Raw genomic sequence first — 20,260 nt, 5'->3', positions numbered from 1 at the left:
GCTACTGATCCAGTAGCTTCTTTTTTCTTGATTCGTATTCTTCTTTAGTGATGGCGCCCGAATCCATCAACTGCTTCAGTTTTTTGATCTCGTCGGCAACGGAAGCTACAGGAACAGGTGATCCGGCACTTGATTGCTTGCACGGCGTAACTTCGCATACAGAAATAGCATCATCAATAAACAGGGTAAAGCGCAGCGGGCCACCGGCATAAACCATAAATACGTATTTCTCCAGGTTGTTCTCGGTAGTTTTTTTAATGCTTCGGATGATCACGCCGCCATTGGCCAGATCTTTGGGTAAACCACGTCCACCAGCGGTACGTCCCGGAGGGCCGGGTAAGGTAAAACCAAGGCCTCTGTCCTGCACAAACATGAACGATCCGTTTGAATTTGAACCCTTGCCCAAATGAACGGTATCATTAATATGATAAGTAACCCCGTTGGTGGCTTTGTATTCTTTAATGTCCTGCGCGAGCGCAAAAAGCGGTACAAAAAGCGCCGCTGTTAGCAATATCTTTTTCATAGTGTAGGTATAATTCTGATACCAAGTTAGGCAAATCCTTTAATTGATACGAATTTATCGCCGCAAAAAGCTATTTTTGCGGTTGAATGAAGCACATACGTAATTTTTGTATCATAGCACACATCGACCACGGCAAAAGTACCCTTGCCGACCGGTTGTTAGAATATACCAACACCATCAGCAAGCGCGAGGCACAGGCCCAATTGCTTGACGATATGGACCTTGAACGCGAACGCGGGATCACCATTAAAAGCCATGCCATCCAAATGGATTATGAGCTTGACGGCCAGAAATATGTGCTGAACCTGATTGACACCCCGGGACACGTGGATTTTAGCTACGAAGTTTCCCGTTCGATAGCTGCCTGCGAGGGTGCGCTGCTAATCGTAGACGCATCGCAGGGCATTCAGGCGCAAACCATATCTAACCTGTATTTAGCTTTAGAGAACGACCTGGAGATCATCCCGGTTTTAAATAAAATGGACCTGCCCGGCGCTATGCCCGAGGAGGTAAAGGACCAGATAGTAGACCTGATTGGCTGCAAGCGCGAGGAGATCCTTGCCGCTTCGGGCAAAACAGGTATGGGTGTGCACGATATCTTAAAGGCCATTGTTGACCGCGTCCCCGCTCCCGTTGGCGATCCGGAAGCGCCGCTGCAGGCATTGATCTTCGATTCGGTGTTTAACTCGTTCCGCGGTATCATCGCTTATTTTAAGGTGGTGAACGGCGAGATCCGCAAAGGCGACAAGGTAAAATTTGTGGCAACCGAGCGTCAGTACATTGCCGATGAAGTGGGTACATTAAAACTGAACCAGTTACCTAAGGACTCGATCAAAACCGGTGACGTTGGTTATATCATATCAGGTATTAAGGAAGCAAAAGAGGTAAAAGTTGGTGATACCATCACCACGGTAGACCGCCCTTGCGCCGAAGGTATTCAGGGTTTTGAAGAGGTAAAACCAATGGTATTTGCGGGTATATATCCTGTTGATACCGAAGATTATGAAGAGCTGCGCGAAAGCATGGCTAAACTGCATCTGAACGACGCCTCTTTGGTTTTCGAACCTGAATCGTCGGCGGCTTTGGGCTTTGGCTTTCGTTGCGGGTTCCTGGGGATGCTGCACATGGAGATCATCCAGGAACGTTTAGAGCGCGAGTTTGATATGACGGTGATCACTACGGTACCCAACGTGTCGTACATTGCTTACACCACCAAAGGCGAAGACCTGCTGGTGAACAACCCAAGTGACCTGCCCGACCCGAGCAAGCTGGAGTATGTAGAGGAACCTTTCATTAAGGCCACCATCATTACCAAATCTGAGTTTGTTGGGCCGGTGATGTCGCTTTGTATCCAAAAACGCGGTATGATCACTAACCAATCGTACCTTACCTCCGACCGTGTGGAGCTGATATTTGAGATGCCGATGGGCGAGATCGTATTCGACTTTTACGATAAGCTGAAAACCATTTCAAAAGGTTATGCTTCGTTCGATTACCACCAGATTGGCTACCGCCAAAGTGACCTGGTAAAACTGGATATTCGCCTGAATGGTGAACCGGTAGATGCTTTATCATCACTGATCCACCGCAGCAACTCGTACGATTTTGGTAAAAAGATCTGCGAAAAGCTGAAGGAACTTTTACCACGCCAGCAATTCGAGATCATTATACAGGCCTCCATCGGCGCCAAGATCATCGCCCGCGAAACTGTAAAGGCTATGCGTAAAGACGTAACCGCCAAGTGTTACGGCGGTGATATCTCACGTAAGCGTAAACTGTTGGAAAAACAAAAAGCCGGTAAAAAGCGCATGCGCCAGGTAGGTAACGTAGAGATACCGCAAAGCGCGTTTATGGCGGTTTTGAAATTGGATTAATATCAATTTATGACCAATCAAGAAGCTTCAGAGTATCTTAATGGGTTAAAAGAAGCCATTAATAATCCCAAGGAACATCAAAATGCACTTGATTTAGATGCCTATTCACCCATAAGTATAGGACACGCAAAACAAACACCAGAACTTAATCATTTTTTTGGATTAGATGAAGACGGACCTTATAGTGAGTTTCTCAAAAAAGGTTTAAGATCTCTTAGATTAGGGTTTTACAAACTTTGTTCGCCTCCTATTTATAATAAATCCATATTTCCTGGAACTTTTGCTGCAGATGTTTATTATTACTATCCTGGACCCAACTGCATAAAGCTTATTAAATATCGAGCTAACATAGGTCCAATGATTAATTCTCATTTTAAATACTTACCGGTACCAGGTACGCCTCAATATAAATCGATTTCTGACATTCCTTTTTTAAAAGAATTTGAAGAGCAAAAATATACAATTGGGACACCAGATGATCATTACTACGTTCCAAAACAGAATTTTTTTAAGGCTTTATTAGATAATGAAAAAATTTTTTTTGTAAAAGAATCAATATTTGACCCATCGTTCCCACATGCAAACCCTAAACCCAAAAGGATAACTTGGACTTTTATTGATTAAAATAAAAATACTAATGCAACTACTCGACGGAAAATACGTATCAGAAAAACTTAAAGGTGAAATAGCCGTACAGGCTGCCGAAATTTTAGCGCGCACCGGCCGCAAGCCCCATTTGGTGGCGGTACTGGTTGGGCACGATGGCGGCAGTGAAACTTACGTGGCCAGCAAAATGAAGAATTGCGAAGCTGTAGGTTTTAAATCGAGCCTGGTGCGTTACGAGGATACCGTTACCGAAGAGGAACTACTGATAAAGGTAGCTGAACTAAATGCCGATGAGGATATAGACGGCATCATCGTACAACTTCCCCTACCCAAACATATCGACCCGGAAAAGGTAACCGAACGCATCGATCATCGCAAGGATGTAGACGGTTTCCACCCTATTAACCTGGGCCGCATGCAGCGTAATTTGCCATCATTTATCCCTGCTACACCTTATGGCATCACCCTGATGCTGAAGGAATACGGCATAGAAACCGCCGGCAAGCATTGTGTGGTGATTGGCCGCAGCAACATAGTCGGCTCACCCATGAGCATCCTGATGGCCCGCAACACCCAACCGGGTAATTGTACGGTAACCATTTGCCACAGTCGTACCCCAGATATAAAGAAATTTACGCTTGATGCTGATATATTGATCGTAGCCATCGGTAAAAAGAATTTTGTTACCGCCGATATGGTAAAAGACGGCGTGGTAGTGATTGACGTAGGCATGAACCGCGAAACATCAACCCTTACCAAATCGGGCTTTAAGCTTTATGGCGACGTTGATTTTGAGGGCGTTTCGCAAAAGGCATCGTGGATAACTCCGGTTCCGGGCGGTGTTGGCTTGATGACCATTATCGGTTTGTTGAAGAATACTTTGGCTTCGGCTAATAAGGAGGTTTATTCTTAAGATTTCACCGATTTCAGAATTGATTTCACCGATTATAATTAAACAGCGGCATGCCTGAAATAATCCTGAATGATCAACTGCTAACATAGACATCACCAGTCAAAATCCTTTATTTGCTTCAATACCAGTCGTTCCTGATGTTTTATATGCAAGTTGCAGGAATTTTATTATTCTGAAACAAAAATTATAGCATTAATAAGTAGTGCAAAAAACATAGCCAAGCTGCATTTGCGCATATGTTTAGGCTAAAGCCATTTCATCTTATTTATTACCCCGTCCCATAAATGGGGGGCAATAAATTTCAAAAACATTCATTGCCGTTGGCTTCAGCCAACGGGATATATTTTCGGCACTATTGGCTTTAGCCGAACTATTCGCAATTATACAAGTTCTTTAATTACAAATACTCCGCCGGTATCTGGTGATGCTCGTTCTCATCCTGCCACACCATCGATGTGATCTTCCATTTACCATCAACCTTTAAATATTGAATATAGTTAACACCACGGGGCATGTTTATGGCGCGGTTATCGGCAAAAGTATATTCGTAGGTACTTACACGCTGGGCTATCTTGCCAAACACTTCGGTTTTAGCAAATATCTCGCGCTGAAAATAGTGCTTAAGTGTATGATCGGCCACCTGGGCCTTTAGCTTATTGGCGTAGGCATCGGCCGTAAGCGCAACCGGTTTGCCAAACGAGTTATTGATGAGGATACCTTCGCCATAAAAAAAGTTTTTCAGCGAGGTGATGTCAAACTCGGAGGGGTGATCGAAGCTAATGGTATAGTAAAAACCGGTGGTTAGCTTGTCTATTGATAAGGTGTCCATTTACTGAAACAGTTGTTTAAGTTTTTCTTTAAAGGTGTTAAACCCAACCCAAATCATCCCCTCTTCTATTTTAACGGCATAGGTGTTAATATAATCGTTTTGTCCCGGGCTGCCCTTGCCTGTCTCCAAATCGTACGAGTAACGGTGATACGGGCAAACCAGTTTAGATTCGTCGCTGCACCATCCGCCCGAAAGATCTTCGCCGGCATGCGGGCATTTAGACGATACGGCGAATACTTTTCCTTCGTAACCAACCAAACAAACGATACGCCCACCGGGTGATATCTTTTTTATAAAAGGCCTATCGGTATAGGGCAGCCCGGTATTATACCATTTCATTATTGTTTAGAAATCAATTTTCAGGTTCATCGATGCTGGATTTTTGATGATATCATCCATACTGGTTTGCAGGGTTACACGCCGCCTGTCGGCAGATAGGATAGCCTTGGGGTTATCTATCTTTTTTACCGGCTTGGCAAAATTAAGCACTACCTTATAGGGTGTTTCAATCAACATAGCTTTGGCCATGGCAAAGGTTGACGAGGTGCGTTTAAGAAAGGCGTTGAACTTGGAAAGATCGATAATGCGGTAAAATTTCTTCTCGGTGATCTCGTAGATATAGTAATCCTCGCCCGCTATCAATTGCTGCGGATCGAACGAGTTGCTCTTCTTATTATTCTTTGTCAGTGCGTTAACACCGCCAATGCTGCTTAATTTAGATATGTGCGCCAGGTAATATTTAAGGTCGTTGATGTTTTTAGCATCATGGGTTAAACTCACCTTCATCAGGTTGTTTTTCAGGTTCATTTTTACTTTTAACCTGCTTGAGTTAGCCATGGTGATCTCATCCGGCGTCATTTTGTCGATAGTGGTATCCGGCAACGCGGTATAAAAGTTAAGCGTGGTATCTTTCACCATCCCAAATTCGGGTGTCGAGCGGACGGAGTCGCTCATCAGGTTCATCAAAACGGACACGGCCTTACTCATGTCAAAGTCGTACACTACAGCGCATGATCCATCGGCCTTAAAATCGTAATGCTCCTCGATATCCACGCAGGACGAGAGGCAAAAGATAAGCACCAGGATGACGGGGAAGTAAAGCTTTTTCATGCTGCCGCAATAATTAAGTAATATTACTGAATATTAATTAAATACAATGCAAGCGAAAACTAAAATAATCGTTGGTACGCTAAAGATATTATCACCATAATATCACCTTTGCCCCTAAGCTTTCGGCTTTCAGCCCAAAAAAGTACCTTTGCAAATTATTATGGCACACGTAATTCCGGAAGACGGCACATTGCTTCCATTGATGGAGGAGTTTTACACGATACAGGGCGAAGGGTATAATACCGGGAAGGCCGCGTACTTTATACGCCTTGGCGGTTGCGATGTGGGCTGCCACTGGTGCGATGTAAAGGAAAGCTGGGATGCCGAACTACACGCGCTGACCGCGGCTGATACGATTGTAGAACACGCCGCGCAGCACCCCGCCAAAGCCGTAGTAGTAACTGGCGGCGAACCGCTGATCTACAACCTTGATTACCTGACCGGCCAGCTACAACAAAAAGGTATCCGGACTTTTATCGAGACCTCAGGCGCCTACCCCCTTTCGGGCTCGTGGGATTGGATCTGCCTGTCGCCTAAAAAATTTAAGGCACCGGTAAAACATGTGGCCGAAATGGCGCACGAACTGAAAGTGATCGTTTTTAACAAATCGGACTTTTTATGGGCCGAGGAGCATGCAAAGATGGTTGGCCCCGCATGCAAGCTATACCTGCAACCCGAATGGTCAAAGTCGAAGGAAATGATCCCGCTGATTGTTGATTATGTAATGCACAACCCGCAATGGGAAATTTCGTTGCAGACACATAAATATTTGAATATTCCTTAAAAAGTGTAACTTAGAATTATATACCGCTATAATTCTGCATGAGGATTTCTATCATACTCATATTGCTGTTTTCCCTCCCGGTACTGACATTTGCCCAGGTTCGACAATATTCTACTACTGATAAGGAGGCGGCCGGTTTTTATACCCGGGCTAACCAGGCTATAGATGAGAACGATTACGACCTGGCCATACAATACCTTTATAAAGCGGTACAAAAGGACGATAATTTTGTAGAGGCGCATTCGCAACTGGGCGACCTGCTGCGCTTAAAACGCAATTATAAGGACGCCATCACACAGTTAAGGGCGGTAGTAAAACTCAGGCCCGATTATAACCGTGCTATCTACCTTAAATTGGGTGAAGCTGAAGTATACAACGCGGAATACGCAGCAGCCAAACCCGACCTGGAAAAATACCTGGCCGCACCCTACATTACCGAAGCAAACCGCTTTTTAGCCCGAAAATTAATAGCCGACTGCGACTTCAGCATTAATGCCATGCAGCATCCTGTGCCGTTTAAACCTGTTAACATGGGGCCTGAGATAAATACCGCTGCCGACGAATACTTGCCGGTAGCCACAGCCGATGAAAGCATGCTGGTATTTACCCGTAAGATAGCCAACAACGAGGATTTTTATAAAAGCACCAAACTGGATGGCAAATGGCAGCTATCTTCCCCGCTTAGCAGCGTTATTAATACACCAAATTACAACGAGGGGGCGCAATCTATATCGCAGGATGGCCGGTTTTTATTTTTTACCGGCTGCAACCGCCCAGATGGTTTGGGCCGGTGCGATATTTATATCTCGCAAAAAAGAGGTAACGATTGGTCTAAGCCCTTTGACCTGAGTCCGCCTATTAATACTGCGGGCTGGGAATCACAACCATCTATCAGCGCTGATGGGCGTACCTTGTACTTTGTAAGTAACCGCAAAGGTGGTTATGGCGGATATGATATCTGGAAATCGACATTGACAGAAAAAGGCTGGGGCGAACCGGTAAACCTTGGGCCTAATATCAATACCAGCTTCGATGAGCAATCGCCGTTTATCCATCCCGATGATAGCACCTTGTATTTTTGTTCGAACGGCTGGCCGGGAATGGGCAATAAAGATCTTTTTATCAGCAGACTTGGCAAAAACGGCGAATGGCAAAAACCCGAAAACCTGGGCTACCCAATCAATTCCAGCGGCGATGAGAACGGCCTTACCATTACTGCCAATGGCGCATATGCCTTTTTCGCCTCAAACAACCTGAACGGATATGGCGGGTACGATATTTACACCTTCGAGTTACCATCAACTGTGCGGCCACATATGGTAACTTATGTTAAAGGCGTTATTACCGACGCTGCAAAAAAGCAACCGCTTGAGGCTGCTGTCGAGATCATCGACCTTGAAAAGGATATCCCCGTGTACCAGGATTACAGTTCGGCAACGGGTGGCGATTTCCTGGCTACGCTAACATCGGGTAAAAACTACGGCCTCAACATATCAAAAAATGGGTATATGTTCTACTCCGAGAATTTTTCGCTGAAAGACCATGAACCGAAAAAGCCCTTTAACATCTCGGTCTCGCTCGAGCCAATAGACATCGGCAATAAGGTGATCCTGAAAAACATATTCTTTGATACGAACCGTTTCGACCTGAAACCGGAATCGATGGCGGAATTGAAAAAAATAATAGCGTTCTTAAACCTAAACCCATCCGTAAGGATTGAATTATCCGGCCATACTGATAATGTGGGTAACGATATTGCCAATCAAACCCTATCAGAAAATAGGGCTAAATCCGTATACCAGTTTCTTGGCGATCATGGCATCAATCAAACTCGGATGGTATTTAAAGGTTACGGAAAAACGCAGCCCATAGCGCCTAATACCACCGATGAAGACCGCGCTAAAAACCGCCGGACAGAATTTAAGATCATCGCGAAGTAAGCTTAAAACCCGAAAGCAAAAAGATTAAAGTCCTTAGCCTTTGGTCAAAAAAAAGCAGCTATCAGCATAACGCTTCATAACCGCTTTTGGCTTTGTGCTTTCGCCTTTCAGCTTAGTTCCCTAATTCCGACATGAATTTGATGCGCATTAGCTGCACCTCTTCGCGGGTATAGTCATCAGCGCCTAACTCAACCAGGGCATTATCGATGGAGTCAATCTCTGCTGAACGGAAATAATCAAATACTTCTTCCTGCTTGTCCTCATCTATCACCTCATCTATATAATAGTTAAGGTTAAGCTTGGTACCTGAGTTTACAATGGTTTCCACCTCTTTCAGGATATCCTCGTAAGTAATACCTTTTGAAGCGGCAATATCCTCCAGGTTTAAATGCCTGTCGATGTTCTGGATGATATAAACCTTAAGTGCCGATTTGTTGGCGGCGCTTTTGATCACCATGTCTATCGGCCGGTCGATATCGTTATCCTCAACATACTTTTTAATCAATTCGGTAAACGGTGCGCCAAATTTCAGGGCCTTGCCGGCACCAACGCCCGAGATCTGCTTCAATTCATCGGTAGTGATCGGATAATGCGTACACATCTCCTCCAGCGATGGATCCTGGAAGATCACAAATGGCGGCAGGTTCTTTTGCTTGGCTATCTTTTTACGCAGGTCCTTCAGCATTTGCAGCAGTTCGGTATCCAATGCGCCGCCGCCGGTTTTAGGGCTATCTTCCGAATCATCGTCATCGGTAGCACCTATCGGCCTGTTCATAATAAAACGTATGCTATGCGGGTTCTCTAAAAAGTCGTGCCCTTTTTGCGTAAGCTTCAGCAAACCATAATAATCAATATCTTTCGATACATAATTATCCAGCATGGCCTGGCGTAGCAGCGATTTCCAAACCAGTTCGCCTGCGTCTTTTCCAGATCCAAACGTATCCAGCAAATGGTGTTCGTAATGATGTACCTGCGGGATATCCTCGCCCATTAATACACTGATGACATGGTGATCATCAAACTTCTCGCCCAGGTCCCTAATCAGGCTTAAAACCCTGTGCAAATGCTCTTCGCCATCAAAGTGCTGTTTGTGGGCGCAGCAATTATCGCACATATTGTTACAGCCCGCCTCGTTAAAGTTTTCGCCAAAATAATGCAGTATCTGCTTACGACGGCAAACCGACGATTCGGCGTAGTCGATAACTTCTTTCAGTATCTGTGTACCGATCTCGCGTTCAGAAACCGGCTTATCCTTCATAAACTTCTGCAGCTTATCAATATCCTTTTCCGAGTAAAAAGCCACACAAACACCCTCGCCACCATCACGGCCGCTACGACCAGTTTCCTGGTAATAACCTTCCATACTTTTTGGCATATCGTGGTGTATTACGTAACGTACATCGGGTTTATCAATACCCATACCAAAGGCGATGGTCGCCACGATCACTTCACAGTCTTCCATCAGGAACTTATCCTGTGTATCGGCACGCACTTTGGCATCAAGACCGGCGTGATATGGCAAAGCGTTAACGCCATTTAATGTAAGCGCCTGGGCCACCTCCTCTACCTTTTTACGGCTGAGGCAATAAATGATACCCGATTTACCCGGTTGCTGCTTCACAAACTTAACGATCTCCTTTAGCACATTTTGCTTAGGGCGAACCTCGTAAAACAAATTGGTACGGTTAAAGGATGATTTGAATACCGTGGCATTGTTCATCTGCAGGTTCTTTTGGATATCCTGCTGTACCTTTGGCGTAGCGGTAGCGGTAAGGGCAATGATCGGGATGTTCTCGCCAATGTTACTGATCACCTGCCTGATCTTGCGGTATTCGGGGCGGAAATCGTGTCCCCATTCTGATATACAGTGCGCCTCGTCAACCGCAACGAACGATACATGGTTGAGGCGTAAAAAATCGATATTATCCTGCTTGGTCAGCGATTCGGGGGCAACGTACAAAAGTTTGGTTTTGCCGCCCAGCACATCCTCTTTAACACGTGCTATTTCCGACTTGGTTAAGGATGAATTTAAAAAGTGCGCGATACTATCTGAACCACCGAACGCACGAAGCTGATCGACCTGGTTCTTCATTAATGCAATTAGTGGGGAAATTACTATCGCCGTACCATCGCTCATTAAAGCGGGCAGTTGATAGCACATAGACTTACCACCACCCGTAGGCATGATCACAAAAGTATCATTGCCCGACAAGATATTGGTTATGATCGCTTCCTGCTCACCTTTAAAATTATCAAAACCGAAAAAGTTTTGCAGGTTGTCAAAGAGCGATTTTTTTGTCTCTATCATTTATAAATATTTACTCGTGTATTAAAAGTTCAAAATAACAAAATTTTCCATATAAACCATACATACCAACCGTTTTTTTAAATAAAAATGATAATCGGTACAAACAATTCAATTTTTTATTCATTTTTATGCTCGTAAGTAAAGCGCTTATTAAACGTATCTTTTACATTAATTGGTACAACAATATTTGCTTTTTATATAAAAAAACGTCAACTCACTGATAGTTACATCAAATGAATAAAAACAACTACGCCATTATCATGGCCGGCGGCATCGGCAGCCGTTTTTGGCCCATCAGCCGCACATCGCATCCCAAACAATTTATCGATATTTTAGGCACCGGTAAAACCCTTATACAGCAAACCTACGATCGTTTTCTGAAGATCTGCCCGCAGGAAAATATCTACATTGTAACCAACGAAATTTACAGCGACCTGGTTAAGGAGCAATTGCAGGGCATTGGCGATCAGCAGATACTGACTGAACCCGTAATGCGCAATACCGCGCCTTGCGTGGCCTATGGTTGTTTTAAGATAGAAAGCATTAACCCCGATGCGGCCATTGTGGTTGCCCCTTCCGACCACCTGATACTGGATGAGCCGGGTTTTATAGCTACTATCGAACGTTCGCTGGAGACGGCATCGCAAAACGATTGCCTTATTACCCTGGGCATTAAGCCATCTCGCCCCGATACCGGCTATGGCTATATTCAATTCACCGATAAAACCATCAATGGCGATTTCCATAAAGTAAAAACCTTTACCGAGAAGCCTACCCTGGAAATTGCCAAAACCTTTTTACAAAGCGGCGATTTCCTATGGAACGCGGGCATCTTCGTGTGGTCGGCCAAAGCTATAGTGGATGCTTTTGGCCAGCACCTGCCCGATATGAACGACATTTTTGCCGATGCCCGCTCGGTTTATAACACCGACGATGAAAGGCCGTATATCCACACCGCCTACCAGCGTTGCACCAACATCTCTATTGATTACGGTATTATGGAAAAAGCCTCGAACGTATACGTATTACCATCAGAGTTTGGCTGGAGCGACCTGGGTACCTGGGCATCAATTTATGATCTGGCCGAGAAAGATTACGTAGGTAACGCCGTGATCCCGTCGGACAAGGTGATCATGTACGATTCATCAAACTGTATGGTGAATGTACCCGAGGGTAAACTGGTGATTATTAAAGGCCTGCACGATTTTATCGTGGTTGAATCGAACAATACCCTACTGATCAGCCCACGCTCGGAAGAGCAAGGCGTTAAACAAATTGTTGCCGATGTGAAGCAGCAGTTTGGTACGAAGTATATATAATGTTAGAGATTAGTGATTGGTTGATTAGAGATTAGGTTCTAATCATTCTAAAATAGCGATGAATCTTCAAATTCATCGCTATTTTTGTTGGTACCATGTTAGGCACATTTGGAATATTCGAATTTCGGGAAACCAGCTTTGTAATAAAGCTGAGCGATAGAACATTAGAAATATTTTGGGATAACATCTCGGAAATCAACGTGCATAAGGCCGACATAATGACGACCGATGATATCGTTATGGAGATAATCTACAATGATCGGGTACTTAGAATCACGGAAGAAACTGAAGGTTGGGATGAATTTACTGATCAATTAGAAAAAAAGTTTCCGGGCATCCCAGGCGATTGGTGGCAAAAGGTCGTACATTCTGCTTTCGCAACAAACTTTGCCACTATCTACAGAAGGACAACTTAAGTTTTTCGTAACTTCTAACTAATCTCTAATCACTGCGCGACAGCGCGCTGCCTTATCGCCTCATAAATAATGACACCTGCGGATACAGATACGTTCAGCGATTCAATCTCGCCGTGCATAGGTATTTTGGCCAAATGGTCGGATATGCGGATCAGTTCATTTCGGATACCCCCATCTTCCGAGCCCATCACGATAGCCGTTGGCATAGTATAATCGGGCTTGTAGATATAATCGTTGGTTTTTTCGGTACAGCACACCAGTTGCAGGCCGCTCTCCTGTAAAAATTTGGCCGATTGCACCAGGTTATCCTGTCGGCAAACCGGGATTTTATATAATGCTCCGGCCGATGTTTTAATCGCATCGGGATTGATCTGTGCCGAACCTTTTGATGGTATCACAATAGCGTGTACACCTGCACATTCGGCCGTGCGGGCTATGGCACCCATATTGCGCACATCGGTAATACCGTCAAGCACCAAAACCAGCGGCACCTCCCCTTTTTCAAATATCTGGGGGATAATGTCCTCTATTTTTTGATAAGTGATAGGCGATATAAAAGCTACGGCGCCCTGGTGGTTCTTCATGGTAAGGCGGTTCAGCTTTTCAATAGGTACCTGTTGCGCTGTGATATGGTATTCGGTCAGCAACTCGCGCAACTCGTGCCATAAGCCGCCTGACAGGCCGCGTTGTATATACAGTGCCTCGATCTCCTTGCCGGCCGTAATGGCTTCCATTACGGCACGGATGCCAAACACCATTTGATTGCTTTCGCGCTTTTCCCTGTTATCCCTGTAGTTATCCCGATTATTATTGAATGCCATACCGTATTGAATTGAGGGTCAAAAATAGCCATATTAATTAAATAAGGCAGATATAAAACACATGGCAGTTTTTAATCACTATTTTTTAAGTAAATAGCAAAATTATTTTACTAACAACTATCATATACACCTGTAAAACAGATAATTAATAATAGTTACCAACACAACATTGTTAACAATATATTAAAAAAATGTTGCGTTTTTTTATGGTTAAAGGCATTTAATTTTTTCTTCAAAAAAGATTTAAACCCTTACTAAAACCGACAAATTTTAGTATATTTTTGTTGTCCTTATGATTTCAGATAACGACCAACAAAGCAGATCCAATTTTAAAAATAGCGACCGGCGAAATTTTACACGTAACAACCCTGTAAGCAGCGGTTTAGGTAAATTACCACCACAAGCGCTCGACCTGGAACAGGCCGTGTTGGGCGCCCTAATGTTGGAGAAGGATGCCCTTTCTTCGGTAATTGACATCATTAAGCCCGAGGTTTTTTACGAAGAACGCAACCAAAAGATCTTCGAAGCCATACGTGTATTGTTCGAACGCACCTCTCCTGTCGATATCCTTACCGTAACCGCCCAGTTACGTCAACAGGGTGAATTGGAGATGATCGGGGGCGCTTATTATATCACTGAACTGACCAATCGTGTGGCGTCTGCAGCCAATATCGAGTACCACGCCCGTATCATCATCCAAAAATATATCCAGCGCGAATTGATCCGTATCTCTACCGAAACGATCAGCAACGCTTATGACGATACGTCGGATGTGCTGGACTTGCTGGATAAAGCCGAAAAAAACCTGTTCGAGATTGCCCAAAATAACCTGCGGCGCGATTCGCGCAAGATGGACGACCTGGTTCAGGAAGCCCTGCGTGATATTGAGGCGTTAAAAGATAAAAAGGACGGCCTGACCGGTATCCCTTCAGGCTTTACCGACTTAGACCGTATGACCTCAGGCTGGCAAAAATCCGACCTGGTGATCATCGCGGCGCGTCCGGCGATGGGTAAAACGGCATTCGTATTAAGCTGTGCCCGTAACGCTGCTGTCGATTTTGCCAAACCGGTTGTGGTGTTCTCGTTAGAAATGTCCTCGGTTCAGTTAGTTAACCGTCTGATATCGGGCGAGGCGCAAATTGAGCAGGAAAAGATACGTAAGGGCACACTGGAAGAATGGGAATGGCAGCAGATCCACAGCAAGGTTGGTCGCCTGGAGCAAGCCCCATTAATTATTGACGATACCCCGGCGCTGAACATCTTCGAGTTCCGCGCTAAATGTCGCCGTTTGAAATCGCAGCACGATATCCAGCTAATCATCATTGACTACTTGCAGCTGATGCATGGCAAGGCTGATGGTAAGGGTGGTAACCGTGAGCAGGAGATCGGTAGTATCTCCCGCGCGCTGAAATCGGTTGCTAAGGAATTGAATGTGCCGGTGATTGCCCTGTCGCAGTTAAGTCGCGCCGTAGAAAGTCGACCGGGTGGTTCTAAAAAGCCAATGCTTTCGGACTTACGTGAGTCGGGCTCTATCGAGCAGGACGCGGATATGGTATTGTTCCTCTATCGTCCGGAATATTACGGTTTAACTGTTGATGAAGATAACAACCCAACACAAGGTGTGGGTGAGGTAATTATAGCTAAGCACCGTAATGGTGAAACGGGTACAGTACGATTGAAATTCGTTGGTAAATACGTTAAATTCACCGACCTTGACACCATGGACTTTGGCGGCGGCGGCGGTGGCATGGAAAGTCCGTTTGGCGGATTAACCCCCTCAACCAATTTCGACAGGCCAAGCAATGTGATCATCCGGCCATCGCGCATGGATGATATGGATGATGAGGCGCCGTTTTAATGTGCAGATATGCAGATGATAAGAAAGCGTTCCGGGAATACCGGGGCGCTTTTTTTGTTTTAATGGTATTGACAGATATCATGTGCCTCCATCTTTTTAAAGCAACTTCTATGTACCTATTTTATTTTTACAATTAAACTTTGAAATACAAAGTACTTTTATTTATCTTTATATCGATAAGTTTAAACAAGTTCATAATGACAAAGCAAAACACATCTGTAAACTTCCTGAGATCAAAAGCCGGTATGATATTGGGCTTTATAACTGGCATGACCGCTTTCCTATTTCTTTTTAAGATTATCATCCTCGACCGTACCTCACCTGCTGATGAACTGGCCCCGGGCATAGTGATGATAGCGGCGATAATCAGTGGCATGTGCTTCGCATTTGTTGGCAGATGGGCACAAAATTATTGGACAAAAACACGATAAGCCCTTATTTCCGAATATCGGCCAAATTTACTTACCTTCAATACTATCAAAATGCTGTGAATGATAGTATTTAAACAGGTATTTTTCTTATTAATCATAATTACTTTTACTGCCTGTAGCCGCATTGATAAACCAGCGCTGATACTCCTGTTTAACGGAACCGGAGCCTCGTCCAACGATGTTAAAGCCATTATTGCCATTCTTGACCATGAGCATCTTGATTACGCTACAGTCAGCTCTTCGGAATTAAACGGTATGAACCGGTCACAGATCATGACCTATCGTTTACTTATTATGCCGGGTGGCGATTTTATCGCTATGGGAAAGAGTCTAACTATCGCAACATCTGCAAACATTCGCTATGCGGTACAACATGGCTTAAACTACCACGGTATATGCGCGGGAGCTTTTCTTGCGGGCAGTTCGAAATATTATAATAGCTTCAATCTTGCATCGGGCATAACATTCGGCTTTTATAGTGCTGAAAATAAGGGGATACGTAAAGCATCTGTGGCAATAAGCCGTCCCGGTGCGCCAACACTCGATCAGTATTGGGAAGATGGCCCGCAACTTTCGGGCTGGGGTACAGTGGTAGCCAAATATCCCGATAACACGCCCGCTGTAGCTGAGGGCAAATGCGGAAAAGGATTTGTTATCCTTACCGGCATTCATGCCGAAGCCCCGGATTACTGGCGTGGCGACATCGATTTCCATACGTTGGCCGAAGTGGATAACGCTTATGCGGCATTACTTGTTAAAGCAGCTCTTAACGGAACGTTCCTGCCCCATTTTTAAGTCGCTTATTTTATTTCGTTTATTCATTTCGCAATTCTATTTTTAATGAATGTTAGTTTCTGATATCCAATAAATTAAGCAATATGCCGATAGAAATCATTAATAACGAACTAAAACTGGAAGTTTCTGGTTTTTCGGGTTTAGCCTCCAATAAGAACTATGGTGCCACGGCTTTCGGACTGACCGATTGTAAAATCGCAGGGATTAAAACATAAAGGCCTGAATATTTGAATATACGAAGACAATCATCATGTTTTTTCCCGGGGTTGGATTGCAGGATCCTTCCACGAAAGATACAGGACTGGAACTTAAAACTATAGTGCTTAAAAAGTATGCTTACTACAAACACATCGGCCCTTACAGCCTGCTCGGGCAATCGAGCGATAACATGCGGGCCGAGATACAAAAATTAGGGCTACACTCCCGCCTGCCTTATATTGAGATATACGGGCACTGGACAGAGGATGAAACTAAACTGGAAACAGAATTGATAATGGCGATTGATTAGTTTTTACTCAATTATATGATTTATATTGCTCACAGCATAATATCGTATATATCGGCCATTCGAATTAAATTGTTTATATAGTCTTGGTTAATAAAAGGTTCTGACCATTTTAATTCCTTGCGCCCATCGGGATAAATACTTGTATTTTTAATTGACTTTGGTATAATTGCTTCGCGATAACTATTCAATAAAAGTCTTTTACCTGTTTCGGGGGCACCATATTCCAATTCCATTATCGCAATAGCATTGGGATCGCATTTTAAATGATAAGGATTATCCTCATCGCGTAATACATTTAATAAAGAAACAGGATTTTTCAATTTCTTAAACAATGGTATAACATATTGTTTAAAATCATTTTCAATTTCGCTGGCTAAAATTACATCCGAGGTAGTTGGGTCGAGTAAGTACCACTTGTCTCTTGAATGTATCAAACGGCCTACTCTCACTCTTACATAACAGTCATCACTCTTGACAGACGTGGGAATTTCTCTATTTGTGGAAACTTGATATAGTTTTGTGTTAAAAAAGCCCAGATTAACAGTAAACTCGACTCTTTCGCTATGATTAAATCTGTTGAGTTGAATATTTACACACTGTATTAAATCATTACTAATACAAGTAAAATTCAGGCCGTTCTTTTTGAAATCAATACTTTTTAATATCGGCGCAATTGTATTCTTTACAATTGCCTTAAATTCCAGTGTTAGGTTTCTTTCCATGTTAATATGTAATTCTTATAACCTTGGAGTTCTCAAAATATCAACCCCAGCAACACCCCGATGATAATAATCACCGGCGTTTTGATCTTAGTAAAATAAAGCAACGCAAACGTCCCGATCATCAATCCATAAGCCATCCAATCGCCTAAAAACGGTTTGGTAAGCAATATAAAAGCCGTAGCCATAAAACCAACGGCTACCGAGTTGATGCCGCTTAAGGAGTTCTTTATACGGGTGATCTTTTTCAGGTCCTCCCAAAAGGGGACGATAAATAGTATCAATATCAGCCCGGGCAGATTAATGCCAATAACGGCTACTATGGCGCCAACTACCTGCCCAGCAAGGCCATACCCTTGATTACCTAAAGTTATGCCACCAACAAATGAAGTAAAAGCGAACGTCGGCCCGGGTAAAGCTTGCTGCAAGGCATAGCCTGAAAGGAATTCGGTATTACTGAGATAGTGCTTCACCTCCACAAATTCGGTATACATCAGTGGCACCAGTACCTGCCCTCCCCCAAATATCATAATACCGTTACGATAAAAATTCTCGAACAAACGCACAGGTAAGCTAAATGGTGATGTCCGGTTGATCAGCGCACCCATGGCGGCAAATAATAACAGGATACCGATAAAGTAGCTTACCTTACGGCGGTTTACGTTGGCAAATAATTTTACCCGTAGTTCCGTTTCCTGCGGTTGTGTTTCCCATGCCGATGAGATGATGCCCCCCATCATGATCAAAATCGGGAAGGCATAAGCGTTTTGCAATATCAGCGTAGCGATCAGCGACCCGATGGCCAGCATCACACTCGCCTGCGTTTTCAGGCATCTAACGGCAAATGTGTAAGTAGCGTAAGCCACTATGCCTACCGCCATTGGCCGGATATATTTTAGCACTTCAGCAATTTGGTTACGGCCGGCAAAGGTTTTATAAAATATGGCTGCGGCGCCCATTATAGCTGCTGATGGCAATATCCAGACTAAAAAAGTGGCAATAGCAAGCGGCAACCCTCCTACCTTCCACGCTATGCCAACAACGGTTTGGGTTGACGACGGCCCTGGCAGCACCTGAGCAAGCGCGTTCAGTTCCATTAACTCCTCTTCGCTAACGTATCGGCGCTTCTCTACAAAATCGCGCAGCAACATGGCAAGATGGGCCTGTGGCCCGCCAAAAGAGGTAAAGGTATACACCAATACATCGCGCAGAAATAGGAGTTGCCGTTTGTTCATCTATGGTTCATGGTTGATGGTTCATAGTTCATGGTTAGGAGCTTTACTACTATGAACCATTATCTATGAACCATGAACTTACTCAATAATCATCATCGTCATCATCCCCAAAACCGTTCAACTGGTTATAAACCGATTGCAACTCCGATAATGCATGGTTATCGCGGGCCGCACGGGCGGTTTGCATACCGGTTTGATAGGTTTTCAGGGCGTCATCATTACGGTTAAGTGCTTCGTACAGCTTACCTAAATGATAGTAGGTACCCACATAACCGGGGTGTTCGTTCACCAGCTTTTCGTAGTAGCTAAGGGCCATATCTGTTTGATTTAAACGCAGATATTCGGTGGCGAGGGCATATAATAAAAACTCGTCGTCGGGTTCGTTCTTTAAAAACTCCAGTAATTTCTCTAATCGGTTAACCTGCATTTTAAACGCTCTCTTTTTTTACTAAATTTGCAAAAACCTCTGCATGATGAAGATCTTAGTGTGCATAAGCAACGTGCCCGACACCACGACAAAAATAACTTTTACCAGCAATAACACGCAATTTAATGCTGCCGGTGTTCAATTTATCCTGAACCCTTATGATGAAATTGCCCTGGCCCGCGCCATCGAACTAACCGACGGCGGCAACGGCACAGTAACCGTTATTAATGTTGGCGATGTAGGCACCGAACCAACCATTCGCAAAGCCCTGGCCATTGGCGCAACAGATGCCGTACGTGTGAACGCCGTAGCACACGATGCCTGGTTTGTGGCCAAACAAATTGCTGAATACGCCAAAGCAAATGCTTTTGATTTGATCCTGACCGGCCGCGAGTCCATCGATTATAACGGATCAAAAGTGGCTGCCATGGTTGGCGAACTGCTGGATATCCCATCGGTATCCATCATTAAAAAGCTGGATATCAGCGGCAGCCATGCTACGGTTGAACGCGAGATTGAGGGCGGCAAGGAGATCCTGAGCATCCCGTTGCCGTTTATAGCCGGTACTGCCGAGGGCGTTGCCGAACCGAAGATCCCGAACATGCGCGGCATCATGTCGGCACGTACCAAGCCTTTACAGGTGATAGAACCGGTGGATGTGGCCCTGAACCTGGAGGTAACCGCCTACGAAACCCCTGCCCCTCGCGGCCAGGTAAAATTGGTAAGCGCCGATGAAACTGCTAAGCTGGTTGACCTGTTACACACCGAAGCCAAAGTTATTTAAGAGAGATATGAGAACCGGGATGTGAGATATGAGACCCTCGCATCACCGGTTAATCAATTG

At 44.4% G+C, this 20,260-nt stretch carries 22 protein-coding genes; 13 read left to right on the top strand and 9 right to left on the bottom strand.

Features of this window, described 5'->3' with window-relative positions; translation table 11 throughout:
• Position 1 precedes the first annotated feature (1 nt).
• Entirely contained in the window at positions 2 to 523 is a 522-nt protein-coding gene (locus HQ865_RS09035) for an SHOCT domain-containing protein (protein ID WP_173414582.1), read from the bottom strand.
• An 86-nt stretch (positions 524 to 609) separates the two neighbouring features.
• On the opposite strand from HQ865_RS09035, the gene lepA reads away from it, so the two are divergent.
• From lepA to HQ865_RS09020, 3 genes are read left to right on the top strand one after another with little or no spacing between them, the layout of a single operon-like run.
• Positions 610 to 2,397 carry a translation elongation factor 4 gene (gene lepA / locus HQ865_RS09030; protein ID WP_173414581.1) on the top strand — a complete coding sequence of 596 codons (1,788 nt, stop codon included), beginning with the start codon at positions 610 to 612 and terminating at the stop codon, positions 2,395 to 2,397.
• Positions 2,398 to 2,406: 9 nt separating this feature from the next.
• Positions 2,407 to 3,021 (top strand): hypothetical protein, encoded by a 615-nt coding sequence (locus tag HQ865_RS09025; protein WP_173414580.1) that lies wholly within the window; start codon positions 2,407 to 2,409, stop codon positions 3,019 to 3,021.
• A gap of 13 nt (positions 3,022 to 3,034) precedes the next feature.
• The gene (locus tag HQ865_RS09020) at positions 3,035 to 3,916 is read left to right on the top strand and encodes a bifunctional 5,10-methylenetetrahydrofolate dehydrogenase/5,10-methenyltetrahydrofolate cyclohydrolase (protein ID WP_173414579.1); all 882 of its coding nucleotides are present in this window, start codon (positions 3,035 to 3,037) and stop codon (positions 3,914 to 3,916) included.
• 397 nt (positions 3,917 to 4,313) lie between these two features.
• Here HQ865_RS09020 and HQ865_RS09015 read toward each other — a convergent pair whose 3' ends face one another.
• Genes HQ865_RS09015 through HQ865_RS09005 form a run of 3 tightly spaced genes read right to left on the bottom strand, consistent with a single transcriptional unit; the run spans position 4,314 to position 5,855 of the window.
• Positions 4,314 to 4,745 (bottom strand): hypothetical protein, encoded by a 432-nt coding sequence (locus tag HQ865_RS09015; protein ID WP_173414578.1) that lies wholly within the window; start codon positions 4,743 to 4,745, stop codon positions 4,314 to 4,316.
• Positions 4,746 to 5,084, bottom strand: coding sequence for a Rieske (2Fe-2S) protein (locus HQ865_RS09010; protein ID WP_173414577.1), 339 nt, complete (start codon positions 5,082 to 5,084; stop codon positions 4,746 to 4,748).
• Positions 5,085 to 5,090: 6 nt separating this feature from the next.
• Positions 5,091 to 5,855 carry a hypothetical protein gene (locus HQ865_RS09005; protein ID WP_173414576.1) on the bottom strand — a complete coding sequence of 255 codons (765 nt, stop codon included), beginning with the start codon at positions 5,853 to 5,855 and terminating at the stop codon, positions 5,091 to 5,093.
• Positions 5,856 to 6,015: 160 nt separating this feature from the next.
• Between HQ865_RS09005 and HQ865_RS09000 the strand changes: the two genes are divergently transcribed.
• Together HQ865_RS09000 and HQ865_RS08995 are read left to right on the top strand one after the other, a co-directional pair.
• Positions 6,016 to 6,639, top strand: coding sequence for a 7-carboxy-7-deazaguanine synthase QueE (locus HQ865_RS09000; protein WP_173414575.1), 624 nt, complete (start codon positions 6,016 to 6,018; stop codon positions 6,637 to 6,639).
• A gap of 38 nt (positions 6,640 to 6,677) precedes the next feature.
• Positions 6,678 to 8,579: an OmpA family protein gene (locus HQ865_RS08995; protein WP_173414574.1), complete on the top strand. Its 1,902-nt coding sequence runs from the start codon at positions 6,678 to 6,680 to the stop codon at positions 8,577 to 8,579.
• A 112-nt stretch (positions 8,580 to 8,691) separates the two neighbouring features.
• On the opposite strand, the gene recQ is transcribed toward HQ865_RS08995, so the two are convergent.
• Positions 8,692 to 10,884: a DNA helicase RecQ gene (gene recQ, locus HQ865_RS08990; RefSeq protein ID WP_173417762.1), complete on the bottom strand. Its 2,193-nt coding sequence runs from the start codon at positions 10,882 to 10,884 to the stop codon at positions 8,692 to 8,694.
• 236 nt (positions 10,885 to 11,120) lie between these two features.
• Between recQ and HQ865_RS08985 the strand changes: the two genes are divergently transcribed.
• Complete coding sequence (locus HQ865_RS08985; RefSeq protein ID WP_173414573.1) at positions 11,121 to 12,206, top strand: mannose-1-phosphate guanylyltransferase; 1,086 nt, start codon at positions 11,121 to 11,123, stop codon at positions 12,204 to 12,206.
• A gap of 95 nt (positions 12,207 to 12,301) precedes the next feature.
• The gene (locus HQ865_RS08980; RefSeq protein WP_173414572.1) at positions 12,302 to 12,622 is read left to right on the top strand and encodes a hypothetical protein; all 321 of its coding nucleotides are present in this window, start codon (positions 12,302 to 12,304) and stop codon (positions 12,620 to 12,622) included.
• Positions 12,623 to 12,651: 29 nt separating this feature from the next.
• On the opposite strand, the gene rlmB is transcribed toward HQ865_RS08980, so the two are convergent.
• On the bottom strand, positions 12,652 to 13,443 hold the full coding sequence (gene rlmB, locus HQ865_RS08975; protein ID WP_237073781.1) for a 23S rRNA (guanosine(2251)-2'-O)-methyltransferase RlmB: 792 nt from the start codon (positions 13,441 to 13,443) through the stop codon (positions 12,652 to 12,654).
• 292 nt (positions 13,444 to 13,735) lie between these two features.
• Here rlmB and dnaB point away from each other — a divergent pair, with 292 nt between their 5' ends.
• The 5 genes from dnaB (at position 13,736) to HQ865_RS08955 (ending at position 17,035) form a co-directional block, all read left to right on the top strand.
• Positions 13,736 to 15,301 carry a replicative DNA helicase gene (dnaB, locus tag HQ865_RS08970; protein ID WP_173414571.1) on the top strand — a complete coding sequence of 522 codons (1,566 nt, stop codon included), beginning with the start codon at positions 13,736 to 13,738 and terminating at the stop codon, positions 15,299 to 15,301.
• Positions 15,302 to 15,498: 197 nt separating this feature from the next.
• A complete protein-coding gene (locus HQ865_RS08965; RefSeq protein WP_173414570.1) occupies positions 15,499 to 15,732 on the top strand; it encodes a hypothetical protein in 234 nt (77 codons plus the stop codon).
• A 60-nt stretch (positions 15,733 to 15,792) separates the two neighbouring features.
• Positions 15,793 to 16,527 carry a BPL-N domain-containing protein gene (locus HQ865_RS08960; protein ID WP_173414569.1) on the top strand — a complete coding sequence of 245 codons (735 nt, stop codon included), beginning with the start codon at positions 15,793 to 15,795 and terminating at the stop codon, positions 16,525 to 16,527.
• A gap of 83 nt (positions 16,528 to 16,610) precedes the next feature.
• Positions 16,611 to 16,742: a hypothetical protein gene (locus HQ865_RS26045; RefSeq protein WP_262889722.1), complete on the top strand. Its 132-nt coding sequence runs from the start codon at positions 16,611 to 16,613 to the stop codon at positions 16,740 to 16,742.
• A gap of 104 nt (positions 16,743 to 16,846) precedes the next feature.
• Positions 16,847 to 17,035 carry a hypothetical protein gene (locus tag HQ865_RS08955; protein WP_173414568.1) on the top strand — a complete coding sequence of 63 codons (189 nt, stop codon included), beginning with the start codon at positions 16,847 to 16,849 and terminating at the stop codon, positions 17,033 to 17,035.
• Positions 17,036 to 17,064: 29 nt separating this feature from the next.
• On the opposite strand, the gene HQ865_RS08950 is transcribed toward HQ865_RS08955, so the two are convergent.
• The 3 genes from HQ865_RS08950 to HQ865_RS08940 all read right to left on the bottom strand — a co-directional run bounded on the left by HQ865_RS08950 (position 17,065) and on the right by HQ865_RS08940 (position 19,416).
• Positions 17,065 to 17,757: a DUF4304 domain-containing protein gene (locus HQ865_RS08950; protein WP_173414567.1), complete on the bottom strand. Its 693-nt coding sequence runs from the start codon at positions 17,755 to 17,757 to the stop codon at positions 17,065 to 17,067.
• Between the two features lie 32 nt (positions 17,758 to 17,789).
• Positions 17,790 to 18,989: a chromate efflux transporter gene (chrA, locus tag HQ865_RS08945; protein ID WP_173414566.1), complete on the bottom strand. Its 1,200-nt coding sequence runs from the start codon at positions 18,987 to 18,989 to the stop codon at positions 17,790 to 17,792.
• An 82-nt stretch (positions 18,990 to 19,071) separates the two neighbouring features.
• The gene (locus tag HQ865_RS08940) at positions 19,072 to 19,416 is read right to left on the bottom strand and encodes a tetratricopeptide repeat protein (protein ID WP_173414565.1); all 345 of its coding nucleotides are present in this window, start codon (positions 19,414 to 19,416) and stop codon (positions 19,072 to 19,074) included.
• A gap of 46 nt (positions 19,417 to 19,462) precedes the next feature.
• Here HQ865_RS08940 and HQ865_RS08935 point away from each other — a divergent pair, with 46 nt between their 5' ends.
• Positions 19,463 to 20,200, top strand: coding sequence for an electron transfer flavoprotein subunit beta/FixA family protein (locus HQ865_RS08935; RefSeq protein ID WP_173417760.1), 738 nt, complete (start codon positions 19,463 to 19,465; stop codon positions 20,198 to 20,200).
• Positions 20,201 to 20,260: the final 60 nt, after the last annotated feature.

This window comes from Mucilaginibacter mali, from assembly GCF_013283875.1.
GTDB lineage: Bacteria > Bacteroidota > Bacteroidia > Sphingobacteriales > Sphingobacteriaceae > Mucilaginibacter > Mucilaginibacter mali.
The sequence above is the reverse complement of the archived record's forward strand: the minus strand, read 5'-3'. Positions and strand labels throughout refer to the sequence as shown.